A 16,100-nucleotide genomic window follows, 5' to 3' on the forward strand; every position below is an offset into this window, starting at 1 on the left:
CCCAATGGATGATTGGGTTGATAGGCCGGGTGTGGAAGCGCGGTAACGTGTGGAGCTGACCGGTACTAATAGGCCGAGGACTTGACCACAAAGCTAAGTATGTTTTCTTGTTTGCTCGCGTCCACTAGGCAATTCTGAGGCAACAAGCACCGTGTGTCACGGTTGGTTGTTTCGCAGGGTTACGGCGGTTATGGCGGAGGGGAAACACCCGGTTACATTCCGAACCCGGAAGTTAAGCTCTTCAGCGCCGATGGTACTGCACCGGGGACGGTGTGGGAGAGTAGGTCGCCGCCGGACAATCTTTTGAGGGGAGGGTCACCCATTGACGGGTGGCCCTTCCTTTGTTTTTGCGTGTGGACAGTGTGTGGGGGGCTGCGGCCCCCCTTTTTTTGTGCCCAAAAACAGGGCCGTTCCCTGGACTGTGGGACATGCCTGTTCTGGGCAATCCGCTGGTCATGAGTGATGCGTCGTTTGGCTGTTCGAGGGAAAGACGCCCGGGCCACGGATCGTCGGTGAAACGCCGGCCTCGGAGCGGCGGGCCGTACGGTGGCCAGGTCGGAGGGTGTGGGGTTGGGGGGAGGGCGGCGGCGGGGTCAGTAGGCTTGAGGCGTGGAATATCGAGCGGTCGAACAGGCAATCATGGAACGCGGCGTCGAGTGGAACTTCGAGCCCACGCTCGACAGGATCGCCGCGCTCATGGACGTGCTCGGTTCTCCGCAGGACGCCTATCCGATCGTGCACGTGGCGGGCACCAACGGTAAGTCGAGCACGACGCGCATGATCGAGACGCTCCTGCGTGAGCGCAATCTGCGTGTCGGCCGTTTCACCAGCCCGCATCTGGTGTCCATGCGCGAGCGCATCTCCATCGACGGCGTCCCGCTGAGCGAGGAGCGTTTCACCGAGGTCTACCTGGACATCGAGCCCTACCTCAAGATGATCGACGACCAGGGACGCAGGCTCTCCTTCTTCGAGACGCTCACCGCGATGGCCTTCGCCGCCTTCGCCGACGCGCCGGTGGACGTCGCGGTCATCGAGACGGGGATGGGCGGCAGCTTCGACGCGACCAATGTCGCCGACGGCACGGTCGCCGTCATCACCCCGATCTCTTTGGACCACATGGACTACCTCGGTCCCGACGTCGCGACGATCGCCGGGGAGAAGGCCGGGATCATCAAGCCGGGGGCGACAGCCGTACTGGCACAGCAGCAGCTTCCCGCCGCGGAGGTGCTGGTGCGCAGGGCCGTGGAGACCGGGGCGACGGTGGCCAGGGAGGGTCTGGAGTTCGGCGTGCTCAGCAGGGAGCTCGCGGTCGGTGGGCAGCTGCTGAGCCTCAAGGGGCTCAAGGGGGTCTACGAGGAGGTCCTGCTTCCCCTGTACGGCGCGCACCAGGCCGGCAACGCCGCCTGCGCGCTGGCCGCCGTCGAGGCGCTGACGGCGGGGGAGGAGCCCCTCGGCATCGATCTGGTACGGCAAGCCTTCCTGAACGTCACCTCGCCGGGCAGGCTGGAGGTCGTACGGCGGGGCCCGACGGTGCTCGTGGACGCCGCGCACAACCCGGGAGGGGTGCAGGCGACCCTGGAGGCCGTCCACGAGTCCTTCGGCTTCGGCAAGCTCATCGGCGTGGTGGCGATGTTCGCGGACAAGGACGTCCAGGGCATTCTTGAGCTGATGGAGCCCATGATGGACGAGATCGTGGTGACGAGGAACTCCTCGCCGAGGTCCATGGAGCCGGACAGGCTCGCGGCGCTGGCCGGGGAGATCTTCGGGCCCGACAGGGTCCGCCTGGCAGAACGGCTCGACGAGGCCATCGACGTGGGGATCGGCCTGGCCGACGAGGAGGGGGAGCACAGCGGCGCCGGGGTGCTGATCATCGGTTCCGTGGTCACGGCCGGGGACGCGCGGCTGCTGCTGAAGGCGGGGGAGGCCACGTGAGCGGGCAACAGCAGGAGAGGCGGGGGTTGTTCACCGTCACGCCGGGGATGCGGCGGCTGTGCGCCAGCGTGCTGGGCATGGAGGCGATCGTCGTCGGTCTCCTCACCCCGGTGGCGATCAACGTACAGGGGGTCGCGCCCGCCTTCGCGGTGACGGTCGGGCTTGGCCTCGCGGTCCTCTGCGTCCTGGTGATCGGCATGCTGAAGCGCCCCTTCGCCTACATCGTGGGAAGCGCGGTCCAGGTCCTGGCCATCGCCTCGGGCTTCCTGGTCCCGACCATGTTCTTCCTCGGAGTGATCTTCGCGGCGCTGTGGATCACGGCGATATTCGTCGCTCGCCGTGTCGAGGGCGTGACTTCCCGCTAAAGTCGGCCAACATGGCCGTCCCTCCCATGCAGCCGGCCCGGGGGGTGGCCGCCGGGTCCGCTGACCTGGCGCGTCCTCTCCGTGCCTCGCTGATGCTCGACGTCATCCTCGGACTGCTCGTCGCGGTGACGCTTCCGCTGGCGATCGTCGCCGTGCCCAACACCATCTCGGTGGTCGCGGCGCTGCTCCCGCCTGAGATCTCGCAGATCGAGATGGTCAGGGCGCACGGGCTCGCGCTGCCCGCGATGGTGCTGACCGTGCCGCTCGCCGCGCTGTTCTTACGCCGGATACGGGCGGTTCCGGTGCTGGTGGCCGGGCTCGCGCTGCTGGCGCTCGCCGACGCCGCCGGGGGCTACGCCGCCTCGGCGTCACTGGTTGGGGTGTTGCGGGCGCTGCACGGCGTCGGTGCCGGGCTGCTGCTGCCCGCCAGTCTCGTGGCGGTCTGGGAGCGGTCCGTCGTCCTGCGGGCCGTCTGGGCGGGCATGCTGGCGGTGAGCCTCACGGCCGCGCAGGCCCTGGCCCTGTGGCCGCTCGACGAGGTCAGCTCCTGGAAGGTCACGCTCCAGCCGTACCCCATGCTGACCGGGGTCGCCCTGGTAATCGCCGCCGTCTATCTCGTGCTCTGGATAAGGAACGGCGACGGTTTCGCGACCCCCGGGGGTATGCGGGGCGGGCGGCTGCCGGTCGCGGCGGGATCGGCCGTGGCGGTGGCGACGCTGGCGCTGGGCACGACGTTCGACTGGCCGCCAGGCCTGCTCATTCTGGCCGCGGCGTTGTCGATCCTCGGGTTGTTCCTTCTGGCCTCCCTGGCCTCCGCGTGTGGGGGAGAGGAAGGTTCGGGCCGGGCCGCCGCCTACACGACACTGGTGGTCGGGGTTGTGGTCCTGCCGACCGCGGCGCAGGTCACCAACGTCGAGCTGGGCGGTTTGAGCGGTCCCGGGCTGAACGGGCTGTGGCCGGCGTTCGTGATCGCCGGGGTCGTGGGCCTGGTCGCGGCCGTCGGGGTGAGCAGGCTCGGCGGCACCGCCGCTCCCCTGTGCGCCGCGGGTGGCCTGGCGGTCATGGTCGCCGGGCTGTGCGCGGTCAGGGCACTGCTGCCCGCCGCCGAGGGTCCCTCACTCGTTCTTCCGTTCGCGCTGCTCACCGCGGGGGCGGCGGTCGCCCTGACCGCGGTGCTGCGTCCCGTTGGCGCGGGGGCCGCGTTGTTCGCGCTCTCGCTGTTCCTGCCCGGCGTGCTGTCCGGGTTCCTGCTGGGGACCGGTGTGCAGCTCACCCTGCTGAAGCAGGCGGGGACCCCGCAGGCGATGGTGGACGCCTTCGTCGGGGCGCTGCACCTGTGGGCGCTGGTCGGTGGCGGTCTTGTGGTGGTCGCGATCGTGCTCGGTGCCGTGCTGGCCCGCCGTACGACGGTGGCCCATGCGAGTGCTGAGCCTGAAGAGAGCGAGCGGAGGATCTCGGTTCCCGCGCCCGCGCTCCCGGTTGATCCCGCGTCGTCCATGGTGGTGTCCACGGTGGCGTCCACGGAGGTGAGCCTCTCGGTGGGGGAGAAGCCGGAGGAGGACGGGCCTGAGCGGGCCGAGCCCGAGGCGTGTCCCGGTCCCGAGACCGGTCCTCGGCGGGACCCGGGGGCGGTCGACGTGCCCGAGCCGGGGGCGCTGCCGGTGGTGCCGCCGCCGACCCCGTCCCCGGAGGGGGCGCTGGGAGATGGGGCGGATCGCCCATGACATCGCCGACCACGGGGAAACGGGCCGAGGGCGATAAACTTCGCGCGTTCCTCGCAGTCCGCGAGTCATCCCTGTTCAAAGGAGAACCTCAGTGTCCGAGCGCACTCTTGTCCTGATCAAGCCCGACGGTGTCGCGCGTGGTCTCGTCGGCGACGTGATCGCCCGGATCGAGCGCAAGGGCCTGAAGGTCGCGGCGCTCGAGCTGCGCACCCTGGACGTCGACACCGCCAAGGCCCACTACGCCGAGCACTCGGAGCGGCCGTTCTTCGGCGAGCTGGTCGAGTTCATCACCTCCGGCCCGCTGGTGGCGCTGGTAGCCGAGGGCCCCCGCGCGGTCGAGGCCTTCCGCGCCCTGGCGGGTCTGACCGACCCGGTGAAGTCGGCCCCCGGCACCATCCGTGGCGACCACGCCCTGGAGATCGGTGAGAACGTCGTGCACGGCTCCGACTCCGCCGAGTCCGCCGCCCGCGAGATCAAGCTCTTCTTCCCGGACCGTTTCTAGGGTTCCGGTCTCATCGAGCCCCGTCGCCCGAGAGGGTGACGGGGCTCGACGTGTTTTCAGACGCCTTAAGATTTTCCCGGAGCTGGGGGGCTCATTGCGCTCAGTGGTGGGTACGTCACGTTACGATTCGAGTGCGTTCTGTAGTTTTCGCCGACGACCTGACGGAAGGAGGGCCGCCTTCCTCATGAGCAGCAAGCTTGCATTCCTCGGCCGCGACATGGCGGTCGATCTCGGCACCGCCAACACCCTCGTCTACGTGAGGGGCCGCGGAGTGGTTCTCAACGAACCCTCCGTCGTCGCGATAAACACGACCACGGGAAAGATCGTGGCCATCGGCATCGAGGCCAAGCGCATGATCGGCAGGACGCCCGGGAACATCATGGCGATCCGGCCCCTCAAGGACGGCGTGATCGCCGACTTCGACGTCACCGAGCGCATGCTCCGCTACTTCATCCAGCGGGTGCACCGGCGCCGCCAGTTCGCCAAGCCGCGCATCATCATCGCGGTGCCGAGCGGGATCACCGGCGTCGAGCAGCGGGCGGTCAAGGAAGCCGGTTACCAGGCGGGGGCCCGCGGGGTCTACATCATCGAGGAGCCGATGGCCGCCGCGATCGGGGCCGGGCTGCCCGTGCACGAGCCGACCGGGAACATGGTGGTCGACATCGGCGGCGGGACGACCGAGGTGGCGATCATCTCGATGGGCGGGGTCGTGACCAGCCAGTCGATCAGGATCGGCGGTGACGAGCTCGACCAGGCGATCATCACCTTCGCCAAGAAGGAGCACTCGCTCATGCTCGGCGAGCGGACCGCCGAGGAGATCAAGATGGCCATCGGCTCCGCCTGCCCGCTTCCCGAAGAGGGGCACGCCGAGATCCGTGGCCGTGACCTGGTCACCGGTCTGCCGAAGACGATCGTCGTCTCCGCGGCCGAGATCCGCAGGGCCACCGAGGAGCCGGTGAACGTGATCGTCGACGCGGTCAAGACGACGCTGGACAAGTGCCCGCCCGAGCTCTCCGGGGACCTGATGGACCGTGGGATCGCGCTCACCGGGGGTGGCGCGCTGCTCAAGGGCATGGACGAGCGGCTCAAGGACGAGACGGGCATGCCGATCCACCTGGTGGACAACGCGCTCGACTCCGTCGCGCTCGGTTCCGGCAAGTGCGTCGAGGACTTCGAGGCGCTGCAGCAGGTCCTGGTGTCGGAACCGCGTCACTGATGAGGGACACGCGCCGGGCACGGATGAGTCTGGGGATGCTGCTGGCCGCGGCGCTCGTGCTCATGACCGTCGATCACCGGGCGGGGGCCAACTCCCCGCTCAGCCCGCTCAGGGGGGCCGGTGCCGAGTTGTTCGGCGCCGCAGAGAACTTCGGGTCGGGGCTCGTCAGGCCGGTGGGGCACTTCTTCGAGACGATGGCGGCCGCGCCGGACGCGCAGCGCCGCATCGACGTGCTGCGCGCGGAGAACCAGCGGCTCAGGCGGGATCTGACGGCCCAGGCGCTCGACCGTGAGCACTCGGTGGAGCTGAAACGGCTGCTCAACGTCGCGGGGGTCGCCGGATACCGGCTGGTGACCGCCCAGGTGATCGCCCGGCGTGGCACCCCCGGGTTCGAGGAGGCCGTGCAGCTCGACGTGGGCAGCGCCGACGGGGTGCGCTCGGAGATGACGGTGCTGAACGGCGACGGCCTGGTCGGCAGGGTGGTGCAGGTGGGCACCTCGACCTCGACGGTGGTGCTGCTCAGTGACCCGGCCTCCGCGGCGGGGGCGCGTCTTGAGGGGAGCAACGAGATCGGGCTGGTGCACGGGATCGGGCAGAACGGTCGCCTGCTCCGTTTCCGGCTGCTCGACTCCTCGGCGCAGATCGTGCCGGGACGCCGCATCGTGAGCTTCGGCTCCCAGCGGGGCGCGCCGTACGTGGCGGGGGTGCCGATCGGGGTGGTCGAGCATGTGGAGGCGACGCCGGGTGAGCTGACCAGGATCGCCTACGCGCGGCCGTACGCCGACCTGACCGCGCTGGACGTGGTCGGGGTCGTGGTGCAGGCACCTCGGCGCAACCCTCGGGACGCCGTGCTGCCGATCGTGCCGCGCGGGAAGACGCCGCGTGAGGACGCCTCGCGGGAGCGCGCGGAGGCGTCGGGGGAGGCGGAGGGTGAGCCGTGACCTGGGGGCCGTCGTGGTGCTCCTGCTGGCCCTTCTCGTCCAGGTGACGTTCGTGAACAGGCTTCCGCTGCCCGGTGGGGCCGCGCCCGACCTGGTGTTGCTCACGGTCGTGGGCTACGCCCTGGTCCGTGGCGCGACCGGGGGGGCGGTGATGGGGTTCGCCGCGGGGTTCGCCGGTGACGTGCTGCCGCCCGCCGCGCACGTGCTCGGGCAGTACGCGCTGGTGCTGTGCCTGATCGGGTTCGCCGCGGGCAGGGCGGGGGAGAGCCGTCCGGAGGCGAAGCTGCCCGTCGCGCTTGCCTGCGCCGCCGCCGGGCCGCCCGCCGTCGTGGCGATCAGCGCGCTGCTCGGCGACCCCGCGGTCGGCGGGGACGTGCTCGCCTCCCCGCTGCCCTGGGCGATCGGCTACAACCTGCTGGCCGCGCCTCCGGTGGTGTGGCTGGTGATGAGGATCGTCAGGGGGCCGCGCGAGCGGGAGTTGCGGCCGGTCACACATCTGGTTCGGGGACGTAGATGAGCGTACGGCGTGACGGGGGAGGGACACCGGTCCCGGCCCGCGGGAGGCAGGCATGATCAGGACGCGGACCAGGCTGGTCGTGATCCAGGTTCTGGTGGCCTCGATGCTGGCGTTGCTGGCCGTACGGCTGTGGCAGGTGCAGGTGGTGCGCGGGGCCGAGTTCGTCGAGGCGGCGACCGAGACGCGCACCCGTGACGTTGTCGTTCCCGCGGTACGGGGGCAGATCCTCGACGCGGCGGGACGGCCGCTGGTGCGCAACCGGACCAGGCTCGTGGTCTCCGTCGACCGGACGAGCCTCAACCGGATGGAGGGCAACGGCAGGGAGGTGCTGCAGCGGCTGGCGACGGTGCTGAACCGTAAGCCGTCCGAGCTGCGCATGCGCATCAGGGCGTGCGGCCCCGGGGTCACCAGGCCGTGCTGGCCGGGCTCGCCGTACCAGCCGATTCCGATCGATGACGACGTCACGACCCGGGAGGCGCTGCAGATCCTGGAGCGGCAGGAGGAGTTTCCCGGGGTCACCGCGGAGGTGCAGGCGGTCAGGGAGTATCCCGGCAGTTCCGCGGGCGCGCAGGTGCTGGGATATCTGCAGCCGATCACTCAGGAGGAGCTGGAGAGGCGCGACGGGTTCAAGGCGGTCTTCTCCGGGGTCGATCTCGTGGGCCGTGACGGTCTTGAGGCGGTCTACGACAAGGAGCTTCGGGGGATTCCGGGGCTGCGGCGGGTGCAGGTCGACCGGCTCGGCAAGGTGATCGGGGTTGAGCGGCAGGTGCAGCCGACCCCGGGGGACACGCTCATCACCAGCATCGACTCCAAGGTGCAGGCGATCACGGAGCGGGCGCTGGCGGAGGCGATGAAGTCGGCGCCGACCGCGGACGGCGCGGCGGGGGTCGTGCTCGACGTGCGAACCGGCAGGGTGCTCGCGCTGGCCAGCGCGCCGACCTACAACCCGGCGGTGTGGACGGGCGGGATCTCCGAGCCCGAGTACCAACGCCTGCTCTCCGGCAAGGCGGGCAAGCCGCTGGTCTCGCGGGCGATCAAGGGGGAGTTCGCGCCGGGCTCGACGTTCAAGATCTCCTCGGTCTCCGCGATGCTCAGGGACGGCTATCCGCTGCACGGTCACTACGACTGCCCGGGGTCGTTCATGGTCGGCAGCAGGCCGTTCAACAACTTCCACGGCATCGGGATGGGCACGCTGACGCTGCACACGGCACTGGTGAAGTCCTGCGACACGATCTTCTACCGGGCGGCGTACGAGCAGTGGCTGCGTGACGGGGGGCTGCGGCCCAGGGGCAAGACCAAGGAGCCGATGGCGGCGATGGCGCGGGCCTTCGGATTCGGCAGGGCGACGGGGATCGACCTGCCCGGGGAGTCGGCGGGGCGCATCCCCGACCGCGAGTGGAAGAAGCAGCTGTGGGACGTGACCAAGACGGAGAACTGCAGGCGGGCCAAGTCCGGGTATCCGGAGGTCGCCAGGTCGAGTCCGTCGCGGGCGGCCTTCCTCAAGCAGTTGGCGTACGAGAACTGTCTGGAGGGCTACCAGTGGCGGCCCGGCGACGCGGCCAACTTCTCCATCGGGCAGGGTGACGTGCTGGTGACCCCGTTGCAGCTCGCCGCGGCCTACGCGGCGCTCGTCGGGGACGGCAAACTGCGCAGCCCCCGGATCGGCTGGGCGCTGGTACGGCCCGACGGAACCATGGTCAAGGAGATCAAGGTCCCGGTCGTCGGCAAACTGCCCCTCTCCCAGGCGGAGCGGACCTACATCAGGGGGGCGCTCAGCGAGGTCGCCTCAGACGGCACGGCCGCCGGGGCCTTCTCCGGCTTCCCCATGGACAAGGTCAGGGTCGGTGGCAAGACAGGAACCGCCGAGGTGTACGGCAAGACCGACACCTCGTGGTTCGCCTCGTTCGCCCCGGCGGAGAGACCGCGTTTCGTGGTCGTCGTGATGGTCTCCCAGGGTGGGATGGGCGGTCAGACCGCGGCCCCGGCGGCACGGAAGATCTACGAGGGCATCTACGGCATCGCGCCGCAGGACGGCCAGGACAAGGGCAAGCCGGTGCGCGCGGCACTGCCGGACCACCGGCCCGCGACCCAGCTGCCGATGATCAAGCGGGACGGGACCGTGGCCCGGTGAGCCGCTCGATGGCCATGCCGGCCGGTGGTTCCTTCGCGCGCAGGGCGGTCGCGGCCTCCTCGGCGGTGCGCAGGATGGACGGGGTGCTGCTGGTCGCGGTCGCCGCGCTGACGGTGATCGGGACGCTGCTGGTCTGGTCCTCGACCAGGACCTGGGCGCCGGGCTCGACCGGCCTCGTCAAGAAGCACATCCTCAACGTGGCCATCGGGATCGCGCTGACCAGCGCGGCGGTGATGGTCAACCACAGGTCGCTGCGGGTCTACGCGCCCCTGGTCTACGTCGTGAGCCTGATCGGGCTGGTGCTGGTCATCACGCCGCTGGGCTCGACGGTGAACGGCGCCCATTCGTGGATCATGCTGGGCGGGGGGTTCGCCTTCCAGCCTTCGGAGTTCGCCAAGCTCGGGCTGGTGCTGATGCTGGCCATGCTGCTGGCCAGACCGGTCAGGGGCACCGACCGGCCCCGCACGCTGGACATTGGGCTCTCGCTGGGGGTTGCCGGGTTCACCATGGGGCTGGTGATGCTCCAGCCCGACCTGGGCACCACGATGGTCCTGGGGGTGATCACTGCGGGGGCGCTGGTGATCGGGGGCGTCAGGAAGCGCTGGATTCTCGGGCTGGCGTTGCTCGTGGTCTGCGGGGTGGTGGCGGTCTGGCTGCTCGACGTGCTTGAGCCGTACCAGATCGCGCGGTTCACCGCCTTTCTGAACCCGGCGAGCGATCCGCGGGGCGTCGGTTACAACAGCACTCAGTCGCTCATCGCGATCGGCTCGGGGGGGCTCTTCGGCAAGGGGTTGTTCGAGGGGGGTCAGACGACGGGGCGGTTCGTACCGGAACAGCACACCGACTTCATCTTCACGGTCGCGGGAGAGGAGTTCGGATTCCTGGGATCGGTCGCCGTTGTCGCGTTGATGGGGGTGATCCTGCTGCGTGGCATGCGGATCGCGCGGTTGTGCGACGACAGGTTCGGGACGCTGGTGGCGGGGGTGATCGTCTGCTGGCTGGCGTTCCAGTCCTTCGTCAACATCGGGATGACGATTGGAATCATGCCGATTACAGGTCTTCCGCTGCCTTTTGTCTCGTATGGTGGTACTGCGACCTTCGCCAATATGATCGCCATAGGCTTGCTCCAGGCCATACACATTCGCGAGCAACCATTCTGAATCGGCGAACATGAGAGCCGTCCGCATGTTCGTACCCCTGGATTCTCACTGGATTTCTGTGCGTCAAGCGAACATTCTGGGAACGATGACGGAACTCGCGATGACGGAGGGGCCGTGACATCGGAGCTCGCCGAGCGGCAACGGGCACTGGAACTGCTACGTACCGCGTTCCCGGACTATCGGATCGTGTTCAGCAAGGGTCGTTGGGCCGCTGTTTCGGCCGGGAATCCGCCTGCCGTGTGGTTCGCCGAAACTCCGAGCAGCCTGTGCGGGCAACTGTTCCAGGCTCAGCTGCGCAACGGCGGGACGGTGGTTCCCTTCGGCGGTAACGGTTCATGAGGGAGAAACTCTCCCGAACCGGCGAAATGCTCTCAGGTCCACCCGGTGTCAATCAGACCACTAGCGTGGGGGCTGACCCCATCGGGAAAGGGCCGAAAAAGCCTATGACCCAGAGTTCGAGGGGCGGAGACCGCGCCGCCCTCGCCTGCGCGACCATCATCCGCAACCGCACGCTCGCCACCCTGCCGGGACCGCCGTCCGCGGCCGTCATCCAGCAGATGGTCGAGGAGATCCACAGTTGCTGCCCGCAGCAGAGCCTGTTCAAGTGCCGCAGGCTCGCCCACGGGTGGACCGTCGAAGAGGCCATCGAGCACTTCCACGCCCTGTGCGACAGGGCGGGCGTCAAGCGACGTGGCCTGACCGAGCGTTCGTGGCGGGAGTGGGAGGCGGGCGCCAGGCCCGACCGTGACTACACCGACCTGCTGTGCAGGCTCTTCGAGACCGGCCCCGTCCAGCTCGGCTTCGCCAACGACTACACGCCCGAGGGGCTGCGGGCCGTACCGTCCGCGCCGCCGGCCTTTGACATGATCACGGTCGCGGCCGACGAGGCGGGCGCGCACGCGGAGGAGGCCGAGGCGAGCGAGCTGGGCGCGGGGGCGCTCGAACGGCTGCGCACGCAGGTCATCTGGGTCGGCAAGCGCTACGTCGCCGAGGCGCCGCTGCCGCTGTTCGTCGAGATGCGGGAGTTGCAGGAGCGCACCAGGAAGGCGCTGGACAAGCGCATCCACCCCGGCCAGGCCAGGGAGCTGTACTTCCTCACCGGCGCCCTGTGCGGGCTGATGGCCAACGTCAGCATGGACATGGACCGCCGCATCCCCGCCGACACCCTCGCGCGGGCCGCGTGGACCTACGGCAAGGTGGCCGGGCACATCGCGCTCATGGGCTGGGCCCGCGGCATGCAGTCGTCCGTCGCGCTGTGGGACAGACGCTACGGCGACGCCGCCAGATACGCCGAAGAAGGGCTGACCTACCTGCGCACCGGCTCGGGCGCGGCCCGCCTGCACATGCTGTGCGCCCGCTCCTACGCCATGCTCGGCCGCAGGGGTGAGGCCGCGGAACAGCTGCGCAGGGCCGAGGACGTCAGGGGCGGCGGCTCCGACGAGCTGCACGACGAGATCGGCGGCGAGTTCGCCTTCCGCCCGGCCAAGGAGCGCTACTACGCGGCGGTCACCCACCTGCACCTCGACGAGCCGGCCTCGGCCATCGAGGCGGCCCGCGAGGCGCTGGCGCTGTACGCCGCGGGGGAGCCGGAGAACCGCTCCTACGGGTGCGAGTCCATGGCCAGCGCGCACCTGACGGTCGCCCACATCATGGAGGGCGACGCCTCCGGGGCCGAGCAGGCGATGGCCCCGATCCTCGCGCTCGCGCCGGACAGACGCATCAGCAGCCTGGGCGCGACCCTCAGCACGGGTCGCGAGCTGCTGGCCTCCCGGCCCGGCGGGCAGCAGCTCGCCAGGCAGATCGAGAGTTTCTGCGCGGTCGGCCTGCCCCAGCGGGCCCGCAACGCCATCTCAGACAGGAGCGGACGATGACGATTGCCGCCGAGGGCTCGCTCCTCACCAGGGCAGCCGTGGCACTCAACGAGGCATGCCGGAAGGCCGACCTGGACGCGGACGGGGTCACGTTGCTGCGTGACTTCGCCAACACCGTCTACCACCTGCCTGCCGAGCGCGTCGTCGTACGGCTGGCGCAGGCGAACACCCCCGGCAAGTTCGACCGTCTGGGAACGTCGGTGAAGGTCACGCGCTGGCTGGTCGAACAGGGATTTCCCACGATCAGACCGCTCGACGTCAAGCAACCGGTCGTCGCCGAGGGGTTCCTGGCCACCTTCTGGCACCACGAGGAGCACATCGGCCCCCCGCCGGACCCGGCGCAGCTCGGGCCGCTGCTGCGGCGACTGCACGATCTCCCGCCGGTGCCGTTCGAGCTGCCGACCCACGACCCGTTCGGGACCGTGCGCAGGTCGATCCAGGCAGGTCTGGCCCTCGACGAGGCCGACCGCGCCTGGCTCCTGGAACGTTGCGAGGCGCTGGCGGAGACCTACTACGAGCGGCTCGACTTCGCGCTGCCGTACGGGCTGGTGCACGGGGACGCGCACCGGGGGAACATGATCCGCACCCGTGACGGGTTCCTGCTGTGCGACTGGGACGGGGTGTGCGCGGGGCCGAGGGAGATCGACCTGATCCCGACGCTCGCGGGCGTGCGCTTCGGGCTGACCGAGCGTCAGCGGAGCAACTTCAGCCAGGCCTACGGCTACGACGCCACGAGGTGGGAGGGGTACCCGGTGCTGCGCGACATGCGCGAGCTGCAGACCCTCACCGCCGTGCTGCGCAACGCGCACCGCGACGAGGCCGCGTTCGCCGAACTTCGCCACCGCCTCGACTCGCTGAGGGCGGGTGACGATCGCCAGTGGCACCCTTTCTAGGCGGATAGTCTTGGCCTTATGCCTGTCGAGTCGTTGTTTCCCCGCCTGGAAGCGCTCCTGCCCAAGGTGCAGAAGCCGATCCAGTACGTCGGAGGTGAGCTCAACTCGACCGTCAAAAGCTGGGACGAGGCGACGGTCCGCTGGGCTCTGATGTATCCGGACGCCTACGAGGTGGGCCTGCCCAACCAGGGCGTGCAGATCCTCTACGAGATCCTCAACGAGATGCCGGAGACCCTGGCCGAGCGGACCTACGCGGTCTGGCCCGACCTTGAGGCGCTCATGAGGGCCGAGGGAGTGCCCCAGTTCACCGTTGACGCGCACCGGCCGGTGCGGGCGTTCGACGTGTTCGGGATCTCCTTCTCCACCGAGCTCGGCTACACCAACATGCTCACCGCGCTCGACCTGGCCGGCATCCCGCTGGAGGCCGCGGACCGGGGCGACGACGACCCGATCGTCCTCGCCGGAGGTCACGCGGCCTTCAACCCCGAGCCGGTCGCCGACTTCCTCGACGCCGCGGTGCTCGGGGACGGCGAGCAGGTCGCCATCGCGATCACCGAGGTGATCCGCGAGTGGAAGGCCGAGGGCTCGCCCGGCGGGCGCGACGAGCTGCTGATGCGCCTGGCCGAGTCCGGTGGGGTCTACGTGCCCCGCTTCTACGACGTCGAGTACCACCCCGACGGCAGGATCCGCCGGGTGGCGCCGAACCGCTCCGGCGTGCCGTGGCGCGTCCACAAGCACACGGTCATGGACCTCGACGAGTGGCCCTACCCGAAGAAACCGCTGGTCCCGCTGGCCGAGACCGTGCACGAGCGGTTCAGTGTCGAGATCTTCCGCGGCTGCACGCGCGGCTGCCGTTTCTGCCAGGCGGGCATGATCACCCGTCCGGTCAGGGAGCGTTCGATCACCACGATCGGCGACATGGTCGAGGCCGGGGTCAAGGCCTCGGGATTCAACGAGGTCGGCCTGCTGTCGCTGTCGTCGGCGGACCACTCCGAGATCGGCGAGGTAGCCAAGGGGCTCGCCGACCGCTACGAGGGCACGAACACCTCGCTCTCGCTGCCCTCGACCCGGGTCGACGCCTTCAACATCGACCTGGCCAACGAGTTCTCCCGCAACGGCCGCCGCTCCGGTCTGACGTTCGCCCCGGAGGGCGGCTCAGAGCGGATGCGCAAGGTGATCAACAAGATGGTCACCGAGGAAGACCTGATCAGGACCGTCAGCACGGCCTACAGCCAGGGCTGGCGGCAGGTGAAGCTCTACTTCATGTGCGGCCTGCCGACCGAGGAGGACGCCGACGTCCTGGGCATCGCCGACCTGGCCAGGAAGGTCATCAAGGCCGGTCGCGAGGCCACCGGCTCCCGGGACGTGCGCTGCACGGTCTCCATCGGCGGGTTCGTCCCCAAGCCGCACACTCCCTTCCAGTGGGCGGCCCAGGCCTCCCACGAGGTCGTCGACCACAGGCTCAAGGCGTTGAAGGACATCCTGCGCGGCGACAAGGAGTACGGCAGGGCCATCGGCATGCGCTACCACGACGGCAAGCCCTCGATCGTCGAGGGACTGCTCTCCCGGGGTGACCGCAGGGTCGGTGAGGTCATCCGCGCCGTGTGGCAGGACGGCGGCAGGTTCGACGGCTGGAGCGAGCACTTCTCCTACCAGCGCTGGATGGACGCCGCCGCCAAGGTGGGCATCGACGTCGACTGGTACACCACGCGCGAGCGCGAGGAGAACGAGGTGCTCCCCTGGGACCACCTCGACGCCGGTCTCGACCGCGAATGGCTCTGGCAGGACTGGCAGGACGCCGTCAACGACGTCGAGGTCGAGGACTGCCGCTGGACGCCGTGTTACGACTGCGGCGTGTGCCCGACCATGGGCACCGAGATCCAGATCGGGCCCACGGGGAAGAAGCTGCTGCCACTGACGGTTGTCCGAGATAGGCCGTGCGTGAGCACGGCCCGTCAGAAAGACGGCCATCACGACTTGGGAAGGACGAAACCACTCTGAAACCCGTTCCCGATGGGCCAGCGCCCGCGCCGGTCGCACAGCGTCTGCGTGTCCAGTACGCCAAACGCGGCCGCCTGCGCTTCACCAGCCACCGTGACATCTCCCGGGCCGTGGAACGCGCGATCCGTCGCGCCGACGTTCCGGTGGCGTTCAGCGCGGGCTTCTCACCCCACCCAAGGATCTCCTACGTGGGCGCGGCCGCGCCGACCGGAGTCGCCAGCGAGGCCGAATACCTCGAGATCGCCGTGACCCGGTGGTGCGACCCCGACCTGCTGCGCGCCGCGCTGGACGACTCGCTCCCGCCGGGCCTCGACGTGCTGGCGGTCGTCGAGGCGGCCGGGGAGAGCCTGGCCGACCGGCTCGAATGCTCCGCGTGGGAGGTACGGCTGCCGCAGGCGGACCCCGCTCTCGCGGCGGTCGCGGTCGAGGCGTTCAAGGCCGCCGAGCGCGTCGAGGTCGAGCGCCTGACGAAGAAGGGGCTGCGCCGCTTCGACGCCAGGGAGGCGGTGCTGGGCCTGGAGGCCCGTGGGGCCACTGAGGGAACTGAGACAACAGCAGGTCAGGGGTCCAGTCAGCCATGTGTCATACTTCGCATGGTTGTACGGCACGCTACTCCTGCCGTTCGACCCGACGACGTTCTCACCGGACTACGTCTTGTGGCTGGCTTCGCGCCGCCGGTGCCCCCCGAGGTAACCAGGCTGGCGCAGGGACCGCTCGACGTGACGACCGGTGGGCCCGCCGACCCCTTCGGCCTGGACCGCGACATCACGCGCGGCGGCGAAACGGAACCGGTGGGCGGGCACGTCGGCGGCGACCTATAGGACTTGGCGCCGGGCCGTGGCCCGGC

General features: G+C 69.5%; 14 protein-coding genes and 2 rRNA genes. All 16 read left to right on the top strand.

All coding sequences use genetic code 11. The features are described from left to right. Positions 1 to 89, top strand: a 23S ribosomal RNA gene (locus FHS44_RS16020); the annotation flags it as partial. 91 nt (positions 90 to 180) lie between these two features. Continuing rightward, positions 181 to 297, top strand: a 5S ribosomal RNA gene (gene rrf / locus FHS44_RS16025). Positions 298 to 639: 342 nt separating this feature from the next. Continuing rightward, positions 640 to 1,932 (top strand): bifunctional folylpolyglutamate synthase/dihydrofolate synthase, encoded by a 1,293-nt coding sequence (locus FHS44_RS16030; protein WP_184716544.1) that lies wholly within the window; start codon positions 640 to 642, stop codon positions 1,930 to 1,932. After that, positions 1,929 to 2,297 carry a DUF4233 domain-containing protein gene (locus FHS44_RS16035; protein ID WP_312863675.1) on the top strand — a complete coding sequence of 123 codons (369 nt, stop codon included), beginning with the start codon at positions 1,929 to 1,931 and terminating at the stop codon, positions 2,295 to 2,297. The genes FHS44_RS16030 and FHS44_RS16035 overlap by 4 nt, the downstream gene beginning before the upstream one ends. Before the next feature lie 11 nt (positions 2,298 to 2,308). Continuing rightward, positions 2,309 to 4,021 (top strand): hypothetical protein, encoded by a 1,713-nt coding sequence (locus FHS44_RS16040; protein WP_184715407.1) that lies wholly within the window; start codon positions 2,309 to 2,311, stop codon positions 4,019 to 4,021. 91 nt (positions 4,022 to 4,112) lie between these two features. Next, a complete protein-coding gene (gene ndk / locus FHS44_RS16045; protein WP_184715409.1) occupies positions 4,113 to 4,523 on the top strand; it encodes a nucleoside-diphosphate kinase in 411 nt (136 codons plus the stop codon). Positions 4,524 to 4,707: 184 nt separating this feature from the next. Beyond that, entirely contained in the window at positions 4,708 to 5,739 is a 1,032-nt protein-coding gene (locus FHS44_RS16050) for a rod shape-determining protein (RefSeq protein WP_184715411.1), read from the top strand. Further along, positions 5,739 to 6,680 (top strand): rod shape-determining protein MreC, encoded by a 942-nt coding sequence (mreC, locus tag FHS44_RS16055; RefSeq protein WP_184715413.1) that lies wholly within the window; start codon positions 5,739 to 5,741, stop codon positions 6,678 to 6,680. The genes FHS44_RS16050 and mreC overlap by 1 nt, the downstream gene beginning before the upstream one ends. Beyond that, positions 6,670 to 7,197 carry a rod shape-determining protein MreD gene (gene mreD / locus FHS44_RS16060; protein WP_184715415.1) on the top strand — a complete coding sequence of 176 codons (528 nt, stop codon included), beginning with the start codon at positions 6,670 to 6,672 and terminating at the stop codon, positions 7,195 to 7,197. Before mreC ends, mreD begins: the two co-directional genes overlap by 11 nt. A gap of 52 nt (positions 7,198 to 7,249) precedes the next feature. Further along, a complete protein-coding gene (gene mrdA, locus FHS44_RS16065) occupies positions 7,250 to 9,328 on the top strand; it encodes a penicillin-binding protein 2 (RefSeq protein ID WP_184715417.1) in 2,079 nt (692 codons plus the stop codon). A gap of 8 nt (positions 9,329 to 9,336) precedes the next feature. After that, the gene (rodA, locus tag FHS44_RS16070) at positions 9,337 to 10,488 is read left to right on the top strand and encodes a rod shape-determining protein RodA (protein ID WP_184716548.1); all 1,152 of its coding nucleotides are present in this window, start codon (positions 9,337 to 9,339) and stop codon (positions 10,486 to 10,488) included. Between the two features lie 114 nt (positions 10,489 to 10,602). After that, complete coding sequence (locus tag FHS44_RS16075; RefSeq protein WP_184715420.1) at positions 10,603 to 10,827, top strand: hypothetical protein; 225 nt, start codon at positions 10,603 to 10,605, stop codon at positions 10,825 to 10,827. Between the two features lie 104 nt (positions 10,828 to 10,931). Beyond that, positions 10,932 to 12,359 carry an NsdA family TPR-like regulatory protein gene (locus FHS44_RS16080; protein ID WP_184715422.1) on the top strand — a complete coding sequence of 476 codons (1,428 nt, stop codon included), beginning with the start codon at positions 10,932 to 10,934 and terminating at the stop codon, positions 12,357 to 12,359. Further along, on the top strand, positions 12,356 to 13,252 hold the full coding sequence (locus tag FHS44_RS16085; protein WP_184715424.1) for a phosphotransferase family protein: 897 nt from the start codon (positions 12,356 to 12,358) through the stop codon (positions 13,250 to 13,252). The genes FHS44_RS16080 and FHS44_RS16085 overlap by 4 nt, the downstream gene beginning before the upstream one ends. Before the next feature lie 18 nt (positions 13,253 to 13,270). Continuing rightward, positions 13,271 to 15,253: a TIGR03960 family B12-binding radical SAM protein gene (locus FHS44_RS16090; protein ID WP_246435602.1), complete on the top strand. Its 1,983-nt coding sequence runs from the start codon at positions 13,271 to 13,273 to the stop codon at positions 15,251 to 15,253. Further along, complete coding sequence (locus FHS44_RS16095) at positions 15,190 to 16,074, top strand: TIGR03936 family radical SAM-associated protein (RefSeq protein WP_376771598.1); 885 nt, start codon at positions 15,190 to 15,192, stop codon at positions 16,072 to 16,074. The genes FHS44_RS16090 and FHS44_RS16095 overlap by 64 nt, the downstream gene beginning before the upstream one ends. The last annotated feature ends 26 nt before the right edge of the window (positions 16,075 to 16,100 follow it).

The organism is Streptosporangium saharense, assembly GCF_014203715.1.
Classification (GTDB): Bacteria; Actinomycetota; Actinomycetes; order Streptosporangiales; family Streptosporangiaceae; genus Streptosporangium; species Streptosporangium saharense.